The organism is Rhodovulum sp. YNF3179, assembly GCF_050586465.1.
Taxonomy (GTDB): Bacteria; Pseudomonadota; Alphaproteobacteria; order Rhodobacterales; family Rhodobacteraceae; genus CAJXYS01.
Genome location: NZ_JBOCEG010000001.1, coordinates 470220 through 487732, shown reverse-complemented (window position 1 = coordinate 487732; position 17513 = coordinate 470220). Strand labels below are relative to the sequence as shown.

20 protein-coding genes are annotated in these 17513 nt (G+C 68.2%); 13 read left to right on the top strand and 7 right to left on the bottom strand.

Features of this window, described 5'->3' with window-relative positions:
- The first annotated feature begins 18 nt into the window (after window positions 1-18).
- The 6 genes from ACQ5SP_RS02510 to ACQ5SP_RS02485 all read left to right on the top strand — a co-directional run bounded on the left by ACQ5SP_RS02510 (window position 19) and on the right by ACQ5SP_RS02485 (window position 5616).
- A complete protein-coding gene (locus tag ACQ5SP_RS02510; RefSeq protein WP_430936079.1) occupies window positions 19-1017 on the top strand; it encodes an isopenicillin N synthase family dioxygenase in 999 nt (332 codons plus the stop codon).
- Between the two features lies 1 nt (window position 1018).
- Window positions 1019-1507 (top strand): GNAT family N-acetyltransferase, encoded by a 489-nt coding sequence (locus ACQ5SP_RS02505; RefSeq protein WP_430936077.1) that lies wholly within the window; start codon window positions 1019-1021, stop codon window positions 1505-1507.
- A gap of 82 nt (window positions 1508-1589) precedes the next feature.
- Window positions 1590-2273 (top strand): TerB family tellurite resistance protein, encoded by a 684-nt coding sequence (locus ACQ5SP_RS02500; RefSeq protein WP_430936075.1) that lies wholly within the window; start codon window positions 1590-1592, stop codon window positions 2271-2273.
- Between the two features lie 5 nt (window positions 2274-2278).
- Window positions 2279-3325, top strand: a complete 1047-nt coding sequence (locus tag ACQ5SP_RS02495; protein ID WP_430936073.1) for an endonuclease/exonuclease/phosphatase family protein — start codon at window positions 2279-2281, stop codon at window positions 3323-3325.
- A 37-nt stretch (window positions 3326-3362) separates the two neighbouring features.
- Entirely contained in the window at window positions 3363-3692 is a 330-nt protein-coding gene (locus ACQ5SP_RS02490) for an AAA+ family ATPase (RefSeq protein ID WP_430936071.1), read from the top strand.
- A gap of 88 nt (window positions 3693-3780) precedes the next feature.
- The gene (locus ACQ5SP_RS02485; RefSeq protein ID WP_430936069.1) at window positions 3781-5616 is read left to right on the top strand and encodes a M3 family oligoendopeptidase; all 1836 of its coding nucleotides are present in this window, start codon (window positions 3781-3783) and stop codon (window positions 5614-5616) included.
- 10 nt (window positions 5617-5626) lie between these two features.
- Here the strand turns inward: ACQ5SP_RS02485 and ACQ5SP_RS02480 are convergent, their stop codons facing one another.
- The 5 genes from ACQ5SP_RS02480 to ACQ5SP_RS02460 form a co-directional block, all read right to left on the bottom strand.
- Window positions 5627-5911 (bottom strand): DUF4389 domain-containing protein, encoded by a 285-nt coding sequence (locus ACQ5SP_RS02480; protein WP_430936067.1) that lies wholly within the window; start codon window positions 5909-5911, stop codon window positions 5627-5629.
- Between the two features lie 12 nt (window positions 5912-5923).
- Complete coding sequence (locus tag ACQ5SP_RS02475; RefSeq protein WP_430936065.1) at window positions 5924-6367, bottom strand: host attachment protein; 444 nt, start codon at window positions 6365-6367, stop codon at window positions 5924-5926.
- 86 nt (window positions 6368-6453) lie between these two features.
- Entirely contained in the window at window positions 6454-7419 is a 966-nt protein-coding gene (locus ACQ5SP_RS02470) for a Gfo/Idh/MocA family protein (protein ID WP_430936063.1), read from the bottom strand.
- Window positions 7420-7471: 52 nt separating this feature from the next.
- A complete protein-coding gene (gene rpoH, locus ACQ5SP_RS02465; protein WP_430936061.1) occupies window positions 7472-8371 on the bottom strand; it encodes an RNA polymerase sigma factor RpoH in 900 nt (299 codons plus the stop codon).
- A 184-nt stretch (window positions 8372-8555) separates the two neighbouring features.
- Complete coding sequence (locus ACQ5SP_RS02460; RefSeq protein ID WP_430936059.1) at window positions 8556-9587, bottom strand: RluA family pseudouridine synthase; 1032 nt, start codon at window positions 9585-9587, stop codon at window positions 8556-8558.
- Between ACQ5SP_RS02460 and ACQ5SP_RS02455 the strand changes: the two genes are divergently transcribed.
- From ACQ5SP_RS02455 to ACQ5SP_RS02430, 6 genes are all read left to right on the top strand, one after another.
- Window positions 9586-9897, top strand: coding sequence for a DUF6476 family protein (locus ACQ5SP_RS02455; RefSeq protein ID WP_430936057.1), 312 nt, complete (start codon window positions 9586-9588; stop codon window positions 9895-9897). The genes ACQ5SP_RS02460 and ACQ5SP_RS02455 overlap by 2 nt on opposite strands.
- A gap of 184 nt (window positions 9898-10081) precedes the next feature.
- Complete coding sequence (gene dnaG, locus ACQ5SP_RS02450; protein ID WP_430936055.1) at window positions 10082-12055, top strand: DNA primase; 1974 nt, start codon at window positions 10082-10084, stop codon at window positions 12053-12055.
- Between the two features lie 113 nt (window positions 12056-12168).
- Window positions 12169-14175, top strand: coding sequence for an RNA polymerase sigma factor RpoD (rpoD, locus tag ACQ5SP_RS02445; protein WP_430936053.1), 2007 nt, complete (start codon window positions 12169-12171; stop codon window positions 14173-14175).
- Between the two features lie 14 nt (window positions 14176-14189).
- Entirely contained in the window at window positions 14190-14738 is a 549-nt protein-coding gene (locus tag ACQ5SP_RS02440) for a hypothetical protein (protein ID WP_430936051.1), read from the top strand.
- 134 nt (window positions 14739-14872) lie between these two features.
- Complete coding sequence (locus tag ACQ5SP_RS02435; protein ID WP_430936049.1) at window positions 14873-15166, top strand: HlyU family transcriptional regulator; 294 nt, start codon at window positions 14873-14875, stop codon at window positions 15164-15166.
- A 26-nt stretch (window positions 15167-15192) separates the two neighbouring features.
- Entirely contained in the window at window positions 15193-15606 is a 414-nt protein-coding gene (locus tag ACQ5SP_RS02430; protein WP_430936047.1) for a secondary thiamine-phosphate synthase enzyme YjbQ, read from the top strand.
- 19 nt (window positions 15607-15625) lie between these two features.
- Here ACQ5SP_RS02430 and ACQ5SP_RS02425 read toward each other — a convergent pair whose 3' ends face one another.
- Together ACQ5SP_RS02425 and ACQ5SP_RS02420 are read right to left on the bottom strand one after the other, a co-directional pair.
- Entirely contained in the window at window positions 15626-15829 is a 204-nt protein-coding gene (locus ACQ5SP_RS02425) for a dodecin family protein (protein WP_430936045.1), read from the bottom strand.
- Window positions 15830-15885: 56 nt separating this feature from the next.
- Window positions 15886-16560, bottom strand: a complete 675-nt coding sequence (locus tag ACQ5SP_RS02420) for an SDR family oxidoreductase (protein ID WP_430936043.1) — start codon at window positions 16558-16560, stop codon at window positions 15886-15888.
- 454 nt (window positions 16561-17014) lie between these two features.
- On the opposite strand from ACQ5SP_RS02420, the gene nrdR reads away from it, so the two are divergent.
- Window positions 17015-17482, top strand: coding sequence for a transcriptional regulator NrdR (nrdR, locus tag ACQ5SP_RS02415; protein WP_430936041.1), 468 nt, complete (start codon window positions 17015-17017; stop codon window positions 17480-17482).
- Window positions 17483-17513: the final 31 nt, after the last annotated feature.

Below are 17513 nucleotides of genomic sequence, written 5' to 3'. Positions count from 1 at the left end.
ACCACGCGGGGACGCCTCATGCCCGACGACCTGATCGGCCTTCTCGACGACCGGCTGCGCGCCGAACGCCTGGCGCTGGACCATGTGCCGGCGGTGGACCTGACGCCGCTGCGCACCGGCGGCGACACCGCCGCCTTGGCCGCGCGGATCGCCCACGCGCTGGGCAATATCGGCTTCATGTACGTGACCGGACACGGCGTGGCGCAAGACGTCACCGCCCGCGCCTTCGCGGCCGCCGAAGCCTTCTTCGCCCTGCCCGAGGAAGACAAGACGGCGCTGCACATCACCGGTTCGGGCCCCGCGCTGCATGGCTATACCGGCTTCTTCGGCGAGACCAACGATCCCGGCCGAACGCGCGACCTGAAGGAAATCTTCGATCTCGGGCGCGAGGCCGCGGACGGGCGCGTGCGGCCCTTCTTCGGCCCGACGCCCTGGCCGCCATCATTGCCGGAGTTCCGCGCCGACATGATGGCCTATCAGGACGCGATGCTGGACCTGGCCCGGCAGATCATGGCCGGGATCGCGCTGTCGCTCGGCCTGCCGGCCGATCACTTCGCCCCGCTGATGCAAGAGCCGATCGGCATCCAGCGGATGTTGCACTACCCGCCGCAGACGCGGGTCGACGACGACAGCCTGATCGGGATCGGCGCGCATACCGATTACGGCTGCCTGACGATCCTCGCGCAGGACGACGCGGGCGGGCTGCAGGTGATGAACCGCGACGGGGTCTGGATCGAGGCGCCGCCGGTGCCGGACGCCTTCGTCATCAATGTGGGCGACATGCTCCAGCGGCTGACCAACGACCGCTACCTGGCGAACCTGCACCGCGTCATCAACGTCTCGGGGCGGGATCGCTATTCGCTGCCGTTCTTCTTCGACTTCGACGCCGAGACGGTGGTCGCGCCGCTCGCGGCCTGCACCGGGCCGGACAGCCCGCCCCGCTATGCGCCCGTCGTGTGCGGCGAACACAAATGGGCGCGCTACGCCGCCGCCTACCCCCATCTCGGCGGCGGCTGAGATGCGGCTGCGGACAGCCACGCAGGCGGACGCCGCGGCCATCGCCGCGATCTGGAACCACGTGATCCGCGACACGGAGATCACCTTCAACAGCGTGGAGAAGACCCCGCGAGAGATCGCCGCGCTCATCGACGAGAAGGCCGGGGCGGCGCTGCCCTTCCTCGTCGCCGAAGACGAGGCGGGACCCGTCGGCTTTGCCACCTATGGCCAGTTCCGCGGTGGCGCGGGCTATGCCCGCACGATGGAACACACGGTCATCCTGGCCCCCGGGGCGACGGGGCGCGGGACGGGCCGCCGGCTCATGGCCGCGCTCGAAGACCATGCCCGCGCGCGCGGCGTCCATTCCATGTGGGCCGGGATCAGTGCCGGGAACCCCGGCGCCATCGCCTTTCACACCGCGATCGGCTACGCCCACGCCGCCACCCTGCCCGACGTCGGCTGGAAGTTCGGCCGGTTCCACGATCTCGTGCTGATGCGAAAGACGCTCTGACGCAGGGCCGGCGCGGGCGCCCCGCGGTGACATCGGCGCGCGGGACGTGTAGCCTCGGGGCGCGCAAGACAGCAGGCCGCCCATGTCGCTCTGGACCCGTATCGCCGATGCCCTCTCCGCGCTCCGCAAGGGCGAAACCCTGGCGGCCGTGCTGGAGCGGCTGCGCACGCCGCCCGAACGCTCGGTGGCCTTCGCCATCGCGGTGATCGGGCTGGGCGCCAAGATGGCCAAGGCCGACGGGCAGGTCACCCGCGACGAGGTCACGGCCTTCCGGCAGGTCTTCACCATCCCCCCGCAGGAGGAAAAGAACGCCGCGCGGGTCTTCAATCTCGCGCGCCAGGACGTCACCGGCTACGAGGATTACGCCCGGCGGATCGCCACGATGTTCGACGGGGATCACGAGGTCCTGATCGACCTGATGGAGGGACTCTTTCACATCGCGATGGCCGATGGCACCTATCACCCCAAGGAGGACGACTTCCTGGCCCGCACGGCCGGGATCTTCGGCCTGTCGGACAGCTGTTTCCGCTCGATCCGGACCCGGTTCGTCCCGGACGCGCAGCCCGACCCCTACGACGTGCTCGGCGTCACGCCGGAGATGAGCCTCGACGAGATCCGCAGCCACTGGCGCGCCCGCGTGCGCGAGACGCATCCCGACCGGATGCTCGCGCGGGGCGTGCCCGAAGAGGCGGTGAAGCTGGCCGAGAAACGGCTCGTGGCGCTGAACGAGGCCTGGGACGAGATCAGCGGCGACCGCGCCGCCTGATGCCGATGCGGATCGCGACATACAACATCGAGTGGTTCAACGCGCTCTTCGACGGCGAGAACCGGCTCGCGGCGGACGCAGCGCCCTCGGGGCGACACGGGGTGACGCGCCGCGACCAGGCCGAGGCGCTCGGCATCGTGTTCACCGCCCTCGATTCCGACGCCGTCATGGTGATCGAGGCACCCGACGGCGGCAACGGCAACGGACGCTCCACCGCGCTTGCGCTGGAGGGTTTCGCGGCGGCGTTCGACCTAAGGACCCGCAAGGCGGTGACGGGGTTTCTCAACGACACCCAGCAGGAGATCGCGCTGCTCTACGACCCCGACACCCTGTCCGCGCGGCATGACCCGATCGGCGAGCCGGCCGGCAAGAAAGGCTCGGACGGGGCGCCGCGCTTCGACTCGGCCTTCCGCTGGGACGTGGACGTCGACAGCGCGCCCGAGGTCATCCGGTTCTCGAAACCGCCGCTGGAGCTTGCGGTGACGCCGCGCGCGGGCCCGGCCTTCCGGATGATCGGGGTGCATCTCAAGTCCAAGGCCCCGCACGGCGCCCAGACACCCGAGGCCCTGACCCGGCTGGCCATCCAGGCCCGGCGCACGCAGCTCGCGCAGTGCATCTGGCTCCGGCGCCGGATCGAGCGCCATCTCCGCGCCGGGGAGCCCCTGATCGTGCTCGGCGATCTCAACGACGGTCCCGGGCTCGACGAATACGAAAAGCTCTTCGGCCGGTCGGCGATGGAGATCGTCGCCGGTTTCGACGGCGACGGGGACGACGAGCGGCTCACGCTTCACGATCCCCATGCCCGCAAGGCGGTGCTGCAACCGGTCGGGCCGCGGCAGACGACCGCGCGCTTCTACATCCAGCACGAGAACCGCTACCTGAACGCGCTGCTGGACTACGTGATGCTGTCGCACGATCTTTGTGCGCACCGGCCGCGCTGGCGGATCTGGCACCCTTTCGACGATCCGGTCTGCTACGCCACGCCGGAACTGCACGCGGCGCTGCTGGCCGCGTCGGACCACTTCCCCGTCACGGTGGATCTGGATTTCTGATCTTCACAGGGGGCGCGGGACGCCCCATATTCACGGCATGACACGCCCCGCCGCCTTTCTCCTCGCCGCGATGCTTGCCGTCGCCCCCGCCGCCGCACAGGACGTGCCGGACAGCGGCGCGCAGGACGATCGGAAATTGCAGCAAGGCATGGACCGCCTGTCCGAGGGCACGCGCCTGATCCTCGAGGCGATCCTCGGCGAGCTGGCCCCAGTGATCGAGGAATTGCAGTCGATGATCGACGACCTGTCGGCCTACGAGGCGCCCGAGATGCTGCCGAACGGGGATATCATCATCCGCCGCAAGCCGGATGCCCCCGCCCCGCAGGAAGACCTGCCCCCGTCGGATGGCGGCGAGATCGAGCTCTGAGGGCCTGATCCGCGGCGCAGGACGCGCGGGGTTGAGCCTGGCCATGCCCCGGCCTATGTCGATCTGAAACAGTCAGAGAGGATCCCGCATGACCCATTCCCCGCGCCCGACCCGCCCCGCGTTTCCCCGAGATGCGCGCGATGCGCAGGGGGGCGCGTTCGGTGACCTGCCGGAATGGGACCTGACGGACCTCTATGAAAGCCCGGACGCGCCGGAACTGAAGCGCGATCTCGACTGGCTCGAGGCCGCCTGCGCCGATTTCGCCCGCGACTACCAGGGCCGGCTGGATGGGCTCGATGCCAAGGGCATGCTCGACTGCGTGCTGCGCTACGAGAAGATCGACATCGTCGCCGGCCGCATCATGTCCTATGCCGGCCTGCGCTATCACCAGAACACGACCGACCCCGAGCGCGGCAAGCTCCTGGGCGACCTGCAGGATCGGCTGACCAGCTTTACCACGCCGCTGGTCTTCTTCTCGCTCGAGGTGAACCGCATCCCCGACGCAACGCTGGAGGGCTGGTTCGCCGAGAACGCCGATCTCGCGCGCTACCGCCGGGTGTTCGACCGGATGCGCGCGATGAAGCCCTACCAGCTGTCGGACGAGCTGGAGAAGTTCCTGCACGACCAGTCCGTGGTGGGCGCCGCGGCCTGGAACCGGCTCTTCGACGAGACGATGGCCGGGCTGACCTTCGAGGTCGACGGCGAGGCGCTGCCGCTCGAGTCCACGCTGAACCTGCTGACCGACACCGATCGCGCCCGGCGCGAGACGGCCGCGCAGGCGCTGGCGGCGGTGTTCCGGGACAGGCTGCCGCTTTTCGCGCGGGTGACCAACACGCTGGCCAAGGAAAAGGAAATCGAGGACCGCTGGCGGGGCCTTCCGACCCCGCAGACGTCGCGCCACCTCGCCAATGACGTGGAACCCGAGGTGGTGCAGGCGCTGCGCGACGCGGTGGTCGCCGCCTATCCGAAACTCAGCCACCGTTACTATGCGCTGAAAGCGAAATGGATGGGGCTCGACAAGCTCGAGATCTGGGATCGCAATGCGCCGCTGCCGACCGACGAGCCCCGCGTCTACGACTGGGAGGCCGCCAAGACCACCGTTCTCGACGCCTATGCGGGCTTCTCGCCGCGCATGGCGGAACTTGCGCAGCCGTTTTTCGACAAGGGCTGGATCGACGCCGGCGTGAAGCCCGGCAAGGCGCCCGGGGCCTTCGCGCACCCGACCGTCGTGGACGTGCATCCCTACGTGATGCTCAACTATCTCGGCAAGCCGCGGGACGTGATGACCCTGGCCCATGAGCTTGGCCACGGGGTCCACCAGGTGCTGGCCGCGGGCCAGGGCGAACTCCTGTCGCAGACGCCCCTGACGCTGGCCGAGACCGCGAGCGTCTTCGGCGAGATGCTGACCTTCCGCAAGCTGCTCGATGCCGCCGAGACCCAGGCCGAGCGCAAGACGCTGCTGGCCGGCAAGGTCGAGGACATGATCAACACGGTCGTGCGCCAGATCGCCTTTTACGATTTCGAGTGCCGGGTCCACGACGCGCGGCGCCAGGGCGAGCTGACGCCGGACGACATCAACGCGATCTGGATGCAGGTCCAGGAAGAGAGCCTCGGCCCCGCTTTCCGCTTCATGGAGGGCTACGAGACCTTCTGGGCCTATATCCCGCATTTCATCCACTCGCCCTTCTACGTCTACGCCTACGCCTTCGGCGACGGGCTGGTGAACGCGCTCTATGCCGTCTATGCCGAGGGCGGCGACAGCTTCCAGGACAAGTATTTCGACATGCTCAAGGCGGGCGGATCACAGCACCACAAGGATCTGCTGGCGCCCTTCGGCCTGGATGCCAGCGACCCGCGGTTCTGGGACAAGGGACTCGACATGATCGCGGCGATGATCGACGAGCTGGAAGCGATGGAGGAATAGGCCCGAGGGCCTATTCCCAGGCCGTCCAAGGAAAGGGTTTCCGGTCGCTCTGGCCGGTCTGGTAGCGTGCGGTGATCGCCAGCCAGTTGGCGAGACCGGCGCCGAAATCGGCGATCATCCGGTTCCGCTCGCGCTTGACCAGGATCCACAGGAACTGGACGACGGTCGCGGCGAACAGCACCGCCTCGGCCAGCCCGAAGAGAAAGACGAGGACGAGCATCCAGAGCCCGCGCATCCAGATGCCGTCCCGGGCGAGAGCTTCGCCGTCTTCGCCCGCGGGGTCGCGATGGGTCATCTCTTCCGCTCCTCAGAAGGCCGCGACATCCGAGAAGTGCCCCGGCAGGTCGCGCAGCGGGATTTTCACCAGATCCTTGTCCAGCTCGGCCGTCACGTGATCCGACAGCGTGTCCAGCCGCGCGCGCAGCTCGCCCAGCATCTTGGGCGGCGCGGCGATCACCAGGCGATCATGGACGCCCGCGTTCCAGGCCGAGCGCAACTCGGCCAGCACGCGGTCGGCAAAGAGCGCCCGCGCATGTTCGCGCTCGCTTTCGGGCGGCGCGTAGCCGTGCCGCGCCTGCCCCGGCGCGCCGCGCGAGCGCCCCGGCTGGTCGGCGAACTCGGTCTCCGCGATCCGTTCTGCATCGGCGTCGTAGGTGGCAATCTCGGTCAGCCCCTTGCCGACGCCCTCGTTCTCGAGAAAGCGTACTGTGCCTTCGTTAGCCAAAACCACCAATGTGCGAACCGGTTTCATTCTGATCTCCACAGGCAGTGTCTCGTTCTGCAGCCGATCCTGCCCCGGGAGGCGGGCACCAGTCCTTGACCTGCCTCAACCCGGGATCATTCGGCTGCCGAGAAAACGGCATCGATGGCCGCCTGGTTCCCGCGCGAAAATTCCAACGGGCAGGCAAAGGGCGCACCGGTCAGGACCGAGTCGTTGAAAGCCTCGATCTGCAGGACGTACTGGTCGATCCCGGTATAGGTCTCGACCTCTTCGACGCCGTCCGGCCGCCGCCACTCGAGCCGCCCGTCGGCGTAGATGTTCGGGTTGAAGGGAGCCTGCAGCCTGATCCAGCCCTCGGTGCCGTGAAACACCATCTCCTGGCGGCGCAGCATCCGCATGCCGCAGTAGAAGGACAGCGCGAAACCGGGGAAATCGGCCCAGACCCGGGCATAGACATCCACCCCGTTCTCGCGCGTGAGCCGGGCGGTCACCGCGTCCGGCTCGGCGCCTGTCGCGAACCGTGTCGTGACCATGGGATAGACCCCGACATCGCGCAGCCCGCCGCCGCCATGGGCGGCGTGCTGGCGGATGTTGCCCATGTCGTCGTTGTAATAGGTGAAGACGCCCTGCACCTCGGCCAGCCGCCCGATCGCGCCTTCCGCCAGCAGCTGGCGCACGCGGGCCCATTGCGGGTGGTGCACCACCATGAAGGCCTCTGCCGCCAGCAGCCCGGTCGCGTCGCGCCGCGCGACCAGCCGGTCGATCTCGCCGGACGCCAGCGCGATCGGCTTCTCGCAGAGCACGTGCTTGCCGGCGTCGAGCGCCCGCAGCGTCCAGTCCACGTGCTGTTCGTTGGGCAGCGGGATGTAGACCGCGTCGATCTCCGGGTCGGCCAACAGCGCATCGTAGGTCTCGTGCACCCGCAGGCCCGGATAGCGGCGGGTGAACGGCGCCGCCTTCCCCGCCGAGCGGGTGGCCAGCGCGGCCAGCACCCCGTCCCGGGCGAGATGTATGGCGGGGCAAAGCGCGGTCCGGGCGATCTTGGCCGCGCCAAGCACGCCCCAGCGCACGGTGTCGGTCATCGGGCGATCCTCCCGCCCCGAGCCTACGCGCCCAGCCGCGCGGCGCAACCCTTCAGGCCGCGGCGCCGTTCGACATGCCCCGTTCCCGCGCCAGCTCGCGCATCTTCTTCTGGATCTTCTCGAAGGCCCGCACCTCGATCTGGCGGATGCGCTCGCGGCTGACGCCGTACTGGCCGGAAAGCTCTTCCAGCGTGGCGGGCGTGTCGCGCAGCTTGCGCTGCATCAGGATGTCCTTCTCGCGGTCGTTCAGGACCTCCATCGCCTCGACCAGCAGCTCCCGCCGCGACTGAAGCTCGTCCTGCTCGGCATAGGCCTCGGCCTGGTTGGCGTCCTCGTCCTCGAGCCACTCGACCCATTCGGTCGTCGTCTCGCCCTCGGCGCCGACCTGCGCGTTGAGCGACGCGTCCGACCCCGAAAGCCGGCGGTTCATGGCGATGACCTCGTCCTCCGTGACGTTCAGGTCATGGGCGATCTGCTTGACGTTCTCGGGGCGCAGGTCGCCCTCTTCGAGCGCGCCGATGCGCGCCTTGGCCTTGCGCAGGTTGAAGAAGAGCTTTTTCTGGGCACTCGTCGTGCCCATCTTCACCAGGCTCCAGGATCGCAGGATGTATTCCTGGATCGAGGCGCGGATCCACCACATCGCGTAGGTCGCCAGGCGGAACCCCTTCTCGGGATCGAAGCGCTTGACGGCCTGCATCAGGCCGACATTGGCCTCCGAGATCACCTCGGCCGTGGGCAGGCCGTAGCCGCGATATCCCATGGCGATCTTTGCGGCCAGACGCAGGTGGCTGGTCACGAGCTGGTGCGCGGCCTCGGTGTCCTGGTGGTCCACCCAGCGCTTGGCCAGCATGTATTCCTCTTCGGGCTCCAGCATCGGGAACTTGCGGATGTCCTGGAGATACCGGTTCAGACCTTGTTCCGGCGACGGGGCGGGCAGATTTGCGTAACTCATGAGACTGTCCCTTTCTCCGGGCTGGCGGACCCGGTCAGAGCTATGGAGCCTCGGCAGGGGCTTCAAGGCCAAAACCGCGCGCCCCGCCTCTAGTTCCGAAGCGTTGACAGAAGTTTAACGGCTGGCCCGGCGGATTCCAGCACTTGAAACACGCGCTCACGCAGCCGTGCGGCGCCGTGACGGGTCAGCCATCGCCACGCAGCGCGGCCAGAAGCGCCGCGAAATCCGGCGGCAGCGGGCTCTCGAAGGCCAGCGCCGCGCCGGTGACGGGATGGGTGAAGCCGAGCGTCGCGGCATGCAGCGCCTGGCGCGGAAAGGCCGCCGCTTGCTCCGGGGCGCCCGGGGCGAGACCGCGCCCGGCCAGGCGGCGCCGGCCATAGACCGGGTCGCCGATCAGCCCGTGGCCGACATGCGCCAGATGCACCCGGATCTGGTGGGTCCGCCCCGTCTCGAGCCAGCAGTCGAGGAGTGCCGCGGCACCGGCGAAAGCTTCCAGCACGCGCAGCCGCGTCACCGCGTGCCGCCCCCCGCTGCGGGTCACCGCCATGCGCTGGCGGTCGGTCCTGTGGCGCGCGATGGCGGCGGCGATCCGGATAACGCCGCCCGGCTCGAAGCTGATCCCCGCCATCCCGGCCAGCCGCGGATCGGCCCGGTCGGGCACCCCGTGACAGAGGGCACGGTAATGCCGGTCGACCGTGTGCGCCGCGAATTGCCGGGCCAGGCCGTGATGGGCGCGGTCGGTCTTGGCCACGACGAGCAGCCCCGAGGTCTCCTTGTCGATGCGGTGCACGATGCCCGGGCGCCTCTCGCCCCCGATGCCGGAGAGGCTGTCGCCGCAATGGTGAAGCAGCGCGTTGACCAGCGTGCCCGTCCAGGCCCCGGGCGCCGGGTGCACGACCATGCCGGCGGGCTTGTCGACCACGACGAGATCCGGATCCTCGTAGCGGATGTCCAACGGGATCGGCTCGGGACGGGCCGCGGGCTCGGCGGCCTCGGGCAGCCGGATCTCGTAGACCTCGCCCGGGTGCGGCCTGTGCTTGAGATCGGTGACCGGGGCACCGTCGCGCCGCACCGCGCCTTCGGCGATCAGCCGCGCCAGGCGCGAGCGCGACAGCGCAGCCGCCTCTGGCACCGCGGCGCCCAAGGCCTTATCAAGGCGCGGGGCGGGATCGGCGCCGATCTCCACCCGAAGGATGCGCGAGGAAGGATCGACCATGGACGAGGCTCCGGAACCGGTGGCGATGCCGCGCGGGCTGCGGCTCTTGCAGGGGCTGGTGATCGTGCTGATGATCACCATGATCGCGGGGCTTGTAGCGCTGGTGACGCTGCTTGTCATCCGTCTGCCGGACGTGACGCCCCCCGCGCCGCTGCCCGAGACCATCGCGCTGCCAGACGGCACCCGCGCCACGGCCTTCACCCAGGCGGGCGACTGGTATGCCGTCGTCACGGCGGCGGACGAGATCCTGATCTTCGACCGCGAGACGGGCGCGCTCCGCCAGCGCATCGCGGTCGAGACCGACCGCTGACCGGCGCGCCACGGTTTCGCGCCTGCGGCGCGAGGATATTTGGACCACTTGGAAGCGGGGAGTCCGTGCCTGCATCCAAGTGGCACAAATATCCCCCGCGCGGCGCGCATCGAATCGCCGCGCGGCCGGGGCCGCGCGGCTTTCCGGCCTTGCCAGCGCCGGGACGGCGCACGATATTCGGAACATGAGCCTGCCCCCCGGATTCCTGGACGAACTGCGCAACCGCACCTCGCTCTCGCAGGTGGCCGGGCGCAAGGTGATCTGGGACACGCGGAAATCGAACCAGGCCAAGGGCGACATGTGGGCGCCCTGCCCCTTCCACCAGGAAAAGACCGCCTCCTTCCACGTCGACGATCGCAAGGGCTTCTACTACTGCTTCGGCTGCCACGCGAAGGGCGATGCGATCTCCTTCGTCCGCGAGACCGAGAACGTCGGTTTCATGGAAGCGATCGAGATCCTCGCCCGCGAAGCCGGGATGGAGATGCCGAGGCGCGACCCCGAAGCCAAGGAGAAGGCGGACCGGAACAGCCGGCTGGCCGAGGTGATGGAAATGGCGCTGCGCCATTTCAGGACGCAGCTCAAGACCGGCGCGGCGGCCCCGGCGCGGGATTACCTGGAGGGTCGTGGCCTCGGGCCGGAGGCGCAGGAGCGGTTCGAGCTGGGCTTCGCCCGGGACGCCTGGCAGGGGCTCTGGGATCACCTGACCGGGGCGGGCGTGGATGCACAGACGATCCTCGACTGTGGGCTGGCCAAGCCCTCGTCGCGCGGCGGCAAGCCTTACGACACCTTCCGCAACCGCATCATCTTCCCGATCCGCGATCCGCGCGGGCGCTGCATCGCCTTCGGGGGCCGCGCGATGGATCCGGAGGACGGCGCGAAATACCTGAACTCGCCCGAGACCGCGCTCTTCGACAAGGGCCGCACGCTTTACAATCACGGCCCCGCGCGCACCGCGGCGGGCAAGGGCGAGCCGCTGATCGTGACCGAGGGCTACATGGACGTGATCGCGCTGGTCGAGGCGGGGCTCGGCGCGACGGTGGCCCCGCTCGGCACCGCCATCACCGAGGACCAGCTGCGCCTGCTCTGGCGACTCGCCCCGGAGCCGGTGATCGCGCTCGACGGCGACACGGCGGGCCTGCGCGCGGCGCGGCGGCTGATCGACCTGGCGCTGCCGCTGCTCGAGGCCGGCCGGTCGCTGCGCTTCTGCCTGATGCCCGAGGGGATGGATCCCGACGACCTGATCCGGGCCGAGGGCGCGGGCGCGATGCGCCGGCTGGTCGAGAACGCGCAGCCCATGGTCCGCCTGCTCTGGGATCGCGAGACCGAGGGCCATGTCTTCGACAGCCCGGAACGGCGCGCCGCGCTCGATTCGCGGCTGAAACAGGTGATCGGGCAGATCCGCGACACCTCGATCCGCAACCACTACTTCGCCGAGGTGAAGCGGCTGCGCGCGGAACTTTTCGGCGGGGGGCGGCCCCAGGCACGGGGCGCGGCCGGACGGGGCTGGACGCCGCGCCGGCCGGCACATGCGGTACCGATGGCCACGACCCGCGACTCGATCCTGGCGCGCCAGGGGGGCGGCGGGGTCGAGGATCGCCTGCACGAGGCCGTCATCCTGGCCATCGCGCTGACCCACCCGGAGGTGATCGAGCCTTTCGAGAGCGCCCTCGAGACGCTGGAGTGCACGGCGCCCGACCTGGCGCCGATCCACGCGGCGCTGCTGCGCCACGGCCACCGGCACGGGGCCGACGCGGCCGGGCTGCGTGACGCGATCGAGGCCGAGCTGGGCGCGGCGCCTCTTGAAAAGCTCTTTGCCCTCAGCCATGTGCAGATCGCGCCCGCCATCCGCCGCCGGGACGACCCGGACCTGGCCCAGATGACTTTGGCCGAGGAACTGGCGAAACTTTCCGCGCGGCGCGGGGCACGGCGCGAGGTGGACGAAGCGATGCAGGACGTCGCCCGGCTCGCCGACGAGGGGCTGACATGGCGGCTCTCGCAGGCCGCCGAGGCGCGCAACGCCGCGGGACGGACGACGGCGGACGACAAGGCGGAATACGATATCGCGCCGAGCGGCGCCAAGATGAACCGCGAGGAACGCCGGCAATTCCAGGATTTGCTGGGCTCTCTCGGGCTAGACGGGGACCGGAAGGACAGCTAGCGCAGGGCGCTCTGCGCCCGCGATGGGAAATTGATTTGCGAATCACCGGGTGTCAGGATTGATTCGCGGGAAGCCGGAACGAGCGAATCAGTTCCGCGCCAGAGGAGAGACGGATGGCCGCCAAGGATACCGAAGCCGAAAAGCCGGAAGAGCAGTCAGATACCGAAGTGATGATCGACATGAGCCAGGCCGCGGTCAAGAAGATGATCGCGGACGCCAAGGCCCGGGGCTTCATCACCTATGACCAGCTCAACCAGGTCCTTCCCCCCGACCAGGTCAGCTCCGAGCAGATCGAGGACGTGATGTCGATGCTCTCGGAGATGGGCATCAACGTGATCGAGGAGGAAGAGGCCGAGGAGGACCAGGGCGCCACGGAAGTGGTCGAGACGTCGACCTCCAAGGAAGTGACGGTCGCGCAGTCGAGTTCTGAGACGCTCGACCGCACCGACGACCCGGTCCGGATGTATCTGCGCGAGATGGGCTCGGTCGAGCTGCTGTCGCGCGAGGGCGAGATCGCCATCGCCAAGCGGATCGAGGCCGGCCGGAACACCATGATTGCCGGGCTCTGCGAGAGCCCGCTGACCTTCCAGGCCATCACGATCTGGCGCGACGAGCTTCTGAACGAAGACATCCTGCTGCGCGACGTGATCGACCTCGAGGCCACCTTCGGCAGCGGGATGGAGGGCGACGAGGACGGCGCCGTCGTCGACGAGCTGCAAGCGGCCAACACGACCGCCGCACCGGCCGAGAAGTCCTCCGAGGGATCTGCCGAGAAGGCGCCCGAATACGATGCCGACGGCAACCCGATCAAAAGCGAGGACGGCGAGGACGAGGAAGACGACCAGGCGAGCATGTCGCTCGCCGCGATGGAGGCCGCGCTGAAGCCGCGGGTGCTGGAAACCCTCGACCGGATCGCCGCCGATTACGCGCAGCTCTCCGAGATGCAGGACAACCGGCTCTCGGCGACGCTGAACGAAAGCTCGACCTTTTCCTCCTCGGAGGAAGACGAGTACCAGGCGCTGCGCTCGGAGATCGTCGAGCTGGTGAACGGGCTGCACCTGCACAACAACCGTATCGAGGCGCTGATCGACCAGCTCTACGGGATCAACCGCCGGATCATGTCGATCGACTCGAGCATGGTGAAGCTGGCCGACCAGGCCCGCATCAACCGCCGCGAGTTCGTCGACGCCTATCGCGGGGCCGAGCTGGACCCGAACTGGATCGACCGCATGGCCGAGAAGCCCGGCCGCGGCTGGCAGACCCTGACCGACCGCTCGCGGCCCAAGGTCGAGGAACTGCGCGCCGAGATGGCCCAGGTGGGCCAGTATGTCGGCCTCGACATCGAGGAATTCCGCCGCATCGTCGCCCAGGTTCAGAAGGGCGAGAAGGAAGCGCGTATCGCCAAGAAGGAGATGGTCGAGGCCAACCTGCGCCTCGTGATCTCCATCGCCAAGAAATACACCAATCGCGGGCTGCAGTTCCTGGACCTGATCCAGGAGGGCAACATCGGGCTGATGAAGGCGGTCGACAAGTTCGAGTATCGCCGCGGCTACAAGTTCTCGACCTACGCGACCTGGTGGATCCGGCAGGCGATCACGCGCTCGATCGCCGACCAGGCCCGCACGATCCGCATCCCGGTCCACATGATAGAGACGATCAACAAGCTGGTGCGGACCGGCCGCCAGATGCTGCACGAGATCGGACGCGAGCCGACGCCCGAGGAGCTGGCCGAGAAGCTGCAGATGCCGCTCGAGAAGGTGCGCAAGGTGATGAAGATCGCCAAGGAGCCGATCTCGCTCGAGACGCCCATCGGCGACGAGGAGGACAGCCAGCTCGGCGACTTCATCGAGGACAAGAACGCCGTCCTGCCGCTCGACAGCGCGATCCAGGAAAACCTGAAGGAGACCACGACCCGCGTGCTCTCGTCGCTGACGCCGCGCGAGGAGCGGGTGCTGCGCATGCGGTTCGGCATCGGGATGAACACCGACCACACGCTCGAGGAAGTGGGCCAGCAATTCTCGGTGACCCGCGAACGGATCCGCCAGATCGAGGCCAAGGCGCTGCGCAAGCTCAAGCACCCGAGCCGGTCGCGCAAGCTGCGGTCGTTCCTGGATCAGTGACGGGGCGGCCTACCGTGCCGAACTTTGAAGGCGCCCAGGCCGACGAGATCGCCCGCCGGATGATTGACGTCGCTGAAGGGTATCTGGCCGACGCCGACCAACTTTCTTCTATCGGCTGTTACAGTGAAAACGGGGTGTCGATGCTGGGGATCATCGGTTTTGAGATTTATCTCAAGGCGGCCGTCCTCTTGGAGACCGAGTTTCGGCCACCTTCCCATGATTATTGGAAGATTTGGAACATGCTCTCAGAGGACAGCCGAGACAAGATATACAACGAGGCCAAATGCCGGCTCGCAGTGGAGCCGGCGCTCGACGACCTTAAGAAGTTGTTCGATGATCTTCGAAATGCCTTCGAAAAGGGGCGCTACTCCTACGAAATCAATGATGATAGAAATGCCGACGCGGCCGCTTCGGCCGGCAGGAAGTGGATCGCGGCAGGTGGTAACCTTGCCGATGCTGACTTGAGGTTTCACCCCGAAGCTCGGGTCGGTCTCGTTCACGCCCTGCGGGAGTTTTGTAACGATATGCGTTCACCGTCGCATGACGCCACTGAAAACGCCTGAGCATGACGTAGGCGACGCCTCCCGCACTGAAGGTCTTCGCACGGCCTGGCGCCGGATACCTAAGACAGCGGACGTGAGGTTTGCCAAGACGGCGCAATCGGCTAGCCTTAGAACGACACTGAACGGAGGCCCAGATGTCCCTACTTTCCAAACTCTTCGGCACCGGTGGCGGCGCGGGCGGCTCCGACGCGGCGCGTGCCGCGGAGACCGAGGAGTACAAGGGCTTCCGCATCACGCCCGAGCCGATCCCCGAAGGCGGCCAGTTCCGGCTGGCCGCCCGGATCGAGGCGGAGACCGAGGACGGGGAGACCCGGCATCATCACCTGATCCGCGCGGACATGCTGCGCGACCGGGACGAGGCGGAGACCGCCGCGCTGCGCAAGGCCAGGCAGATGATCGACCAGCAGGGCATGCGGCTCTTCGACTGACGGCCACGGGGCCCGGGCGGCACGGGATGCAAACGACCTTCACCATCGCCACGCGCGGCCCCGGGCTCTACGAGTTCACCGACGAGGTCTGCGCGTGGTGCCGGGATGCGGGCGACGGCGTCCTGACGCTCTTCGTACGCCACACCTCCTGCTCGCTTCTGGTCCAGGAAAATGCCGACCCCGACGTCCGCCGCGATCTCGCGGCCTTCTTCCACCGGCTGGTGCCGCCGGCGGACGATCCGTCCATGGCCTACCTCACCCACCGCATGGAAGGCCCCGACGACATGCCGGCCCACATCAAGGCGGCGATGATGCCGGTCAGCCTGTCGATTCCGGTGCGGGACGGGCGGCCCCGCCTCGGCACGTGGCAGGGTATCTATCTCTTCGAACATCGCGCCGCGCCCCACCGGCGGCAGGTCGCGGCGCATCTTTCGCGCTGACGCCCGGCGCCGGCCCGCGTCAGTCGTCCAGCAGGAAGGTCACCTGCATGTTGACCCGGTAGGCCGTCACCGCGCCGTTCTCGACATCGACGTTGTTGTCCTTGACCCAGGCGCCCTGGATATGGCGGAGCGTCTTGGAGGCGCGCTCGATCCCCTGTTTGACGGCATCGTCGAAACTCGTGGGCGATGTCGCGGAAATCTCGGTAACGCGTGCGATACTCATGGGAGCCTCCTTTCCTTGCTTGCACGGGGCCAACGCAGCCCCGCCCCGGGACGTTCCTAGTTGCGCGGCATCAGGAATACCTCGCGCACCGCGGCACGCGGATCGGCCTCGAGCGCGTAGAGGACGGCATCGGCCACGTCCTCGGCCTGCAGCTTGTCCGGTTTCGGCGCGTCGAAGAAGGGCGTGTCGACCATGCCCGGCGCGATCACCGTGCACCGCCCGCCCCATTCGGCCATCTCCTCGGCCATGTTGCCGGCATAGCCGTGCACGAACCATTTGCTGGACCCGTAGATCGAGCCCGGGATATGCCGGCGCCCGGCCGCCGATCCGGTCAGGACGAGATGGCCCTGCGTCTCGCGCAGATGCGGCAGGGCCGCGCGGGTGGTCAGCAGAACCCCCATGATGTTGACGTCGAGCATGCGCCGCCATTCCTCCGGATCGCCGGCCTCGGTTCCCGGCGTGTCGAGCCCCATGCCCGCATTGGCGAAAACGGCGTCGAGCCGGTCGAAATGCCCGGCCACCCGATCGGCGGCCTGGGCGATATCGGCCTCGCGCGTCACGTCCCCCGGCACCACCAGCGCGGCATCGCCGAGTTCGTCGGCGAGCGCGGCGAGCTTCTCGGCGCTTCGGGCGAAGAGCCCGACATTCCAGCCACGAGCCACGGCGGCGCGGGCGGTGGCCGCCCCGATGCCGGTCGAGGCCCCGGTGATGAGCAATGTTCTGCGGCGCATCGGCTATCTCCTTTTTCAATGCGTCATGGCCCCGGCCAACGCACGGGACGCGCAACGGTTCACCCCGAGATGTCGAAAAGCACGGCATCCTTCGCGGGGATGTCCGGATGCCGGGGGAAAAACCGTCTCCAGCCGCTGGAAATCCTGCCCGTGTCCGATGACGCGCCCGGATCGGCATCCACCGCCTGGCGGACCGCCGACGGCAGACCGGGCCGCGCCGCTACGGGCGGTTCGCGTTCGGCGTGCCGCCCCGGTCGTCACCGCTCCGGTCGGCCAAGGAACCTCCCTGCGGCAGGGGATCATGCCGGGCCGGCACAGGCAAGTCCGTGCGTGCCCGGCAGGGCCCAGGGGCGGCTCCTCTGCATATTGGGGCGGCAATTGCCCCCTACCCAAATTATGGCGGCTCCCCTATAGTCTCTGTGGATAACAGGCCACCACCACCGAGGGAGAGGCGATGCGCTGCCCGTTTTGCGGAAACATCGACACGCAGGTGAAGGATTCCCGGCCTGCCGAGGATCACGTTTCGATCCGGCGGCGACGGTTCTGTCCGGCCTGCGGCGGGCGTTTCACCACCTATGAGCGCGTGCAGCTCCGCGACCTCGTGGTGATCAAGTCCAACGGCAAGCGCGAAGATTTCGACCGCGACAAGCTGGAACGCTCGATCCGGATCGCCCTGCAGAAGCGCCCGGTCGATCCCGAGCGGATGGAGCAGATGATCTCGGGGATCGTCCGCCGCCTCGAGAGCATGGGCGAGACCGACATTCCCTCGAAGACCATTGGCGAGATCGTGATGGAGGCGCTGGCGCGGATCGACACCGTGGCCTATGTCCGTTTCGCCAGCGTTTACAAGAACTTCCAGGCGGTTGAGGATTTCGAGAGCTTCGTCTCGGAACTGCGCCCGCCCGCCCCGGCCGAAGACTGATCCCGTGCCCCTGCCCGGCGACGACCGCTGG

Bases quoted from the DNA above. Each gene is read 5' to 3' on its own strand.
- ACQ5SP_RS02510 (WP_430936079.1), top strand. From the start codon at position 19: ATGCCCGACGACCTGATCGGCCTTCTCGACGACCGGCTGCGCGCCGAA.
- ACQ5SP_RS02505 (WP_430936077.1), top strand. From the start codon at position 1,019: ATGCGGCTGCGGACAGCCACGCAGGCGGACGCCGCGGCCATCGCCGCG.
- ACQ5SP_RS02500 (WP_430936075.1), top strand. From the start codon at position 1,590: ATGTCGCTCTGGACCCGTATCGCCGATGCCCTCTCCGCGCTCCGCAAG.
- ACQ5SP_RS02495 (WP_430936073.1), top strand. From the start codon at position 2,279: ATGCGGATCGCGACATACAACATCGAGTGGTTCAACGCGCTCTTCGAC.
- ACQ5SP_RS02490 (WP_430936071.1), top strand. From the start codon at position 3,363: ATGACACGCCCCGCCGCCTTTCTCCTCGCCGCGATGCTTGCCGTCGCC.
- ACQ5SP_RS02485 (WP_430936069.1), top strand. From the start codon at position 3,781: ATGACCCATTCCCCGCGCCCGACCCGCCCCGCGTTTCCCCGAGATGCG.
- ACQ5SP_RS02480 (WP_430936067.1), bottom strand. From the start codon at position 5,911: ATGACCCATCGCGACCCCGCGGGCGAAGACGGCGAAGCTCTCGCCCGG.
- ACQ5SP_RS02475 (WP_430936065.1), bottom strand. From the start codon at position 6,367: ATGAAACCGGTTCGCACATTGGTGGTTTTGGCTAACGAAGGCACAGTA.
- ACQ5SP_RS02470 (WP_430936063.1), bottom strand. From the start codon at position 7,419: ATGACCGACACCGTGCGCTGGGGCGTGCTTGGCGCGGCCAAGATCGCC.
- rpoH (WP_430936061.1), bottom strand. From the start codon at position 8,371: ATGAGTTACGCAAATCTGCCCGCCCCGTCGCCGGAACAAGGTCTGAAC.
- ACQ5SP_RS02455 (WP_430936057.1), top strand. From the start codon at position 9,586: ATGGACGAGGCTCCGGAACCGGTGGCGATGCCGCGCGGGCTGCGGCTC.
- ACQ5SP_RS02460 (WP_430936059.1), bottom strand. From the start codon at position 9,587: ATGGTCGATCCTTCCTCGCGCATCCTTCGGGTGGAGATCGGCGCCGAT.
- dnaG (WP_430936055.1), top strand. From the start codon at position 10,082: ATGAGCCTGCCCCCCGGATTCCTGGACGAACTGCGCAACCGCACCTCG.
- rpoD (WP_430936053.1), top strand. From the start codon at position 12,169: ATGGCCGCCAAGGATACCGAAGCCGAAAAGCCGGAAGAGCAGTCAGAT.
- ACQ5SP_RS02435 (WP_430936049.1), top strand. From the start codon at position 14,873: ATGTCCCTACTTTCCAAACTCTTCGGCACCGGTGGCGGCGCGGGCGGC.
- ACQ5SP_RS02430 (WP_430936047.1), top strand. From the start codon at position 15,193: ATGCAAACGACCTTCACCATCGCCACGCGCGGCCCCGGGCTCTACGAG.
- ACQ5SP_RS02425 (WP_430936045.1), bottom strand. From the start codon at position 15,829: ATGAGTATCGCACGCGTTACCGAGATTTCCGCGACATCGCCCACGAGT.
- ACQ5SP_RS02420 (WP_430936043.1), bottom strand. From the start codon at position 16,560: ATGCGCCGCAGAACATTGCTCATCACCGGGGCCTCGACCGGCATCGGG.
- nrdR (WP_430936041.1), top strand. From the start codon at position 17,015: ATGCGCTGCCCGTTTTGCGGAAACATCGACACGCAGGTGAAGGATTCC.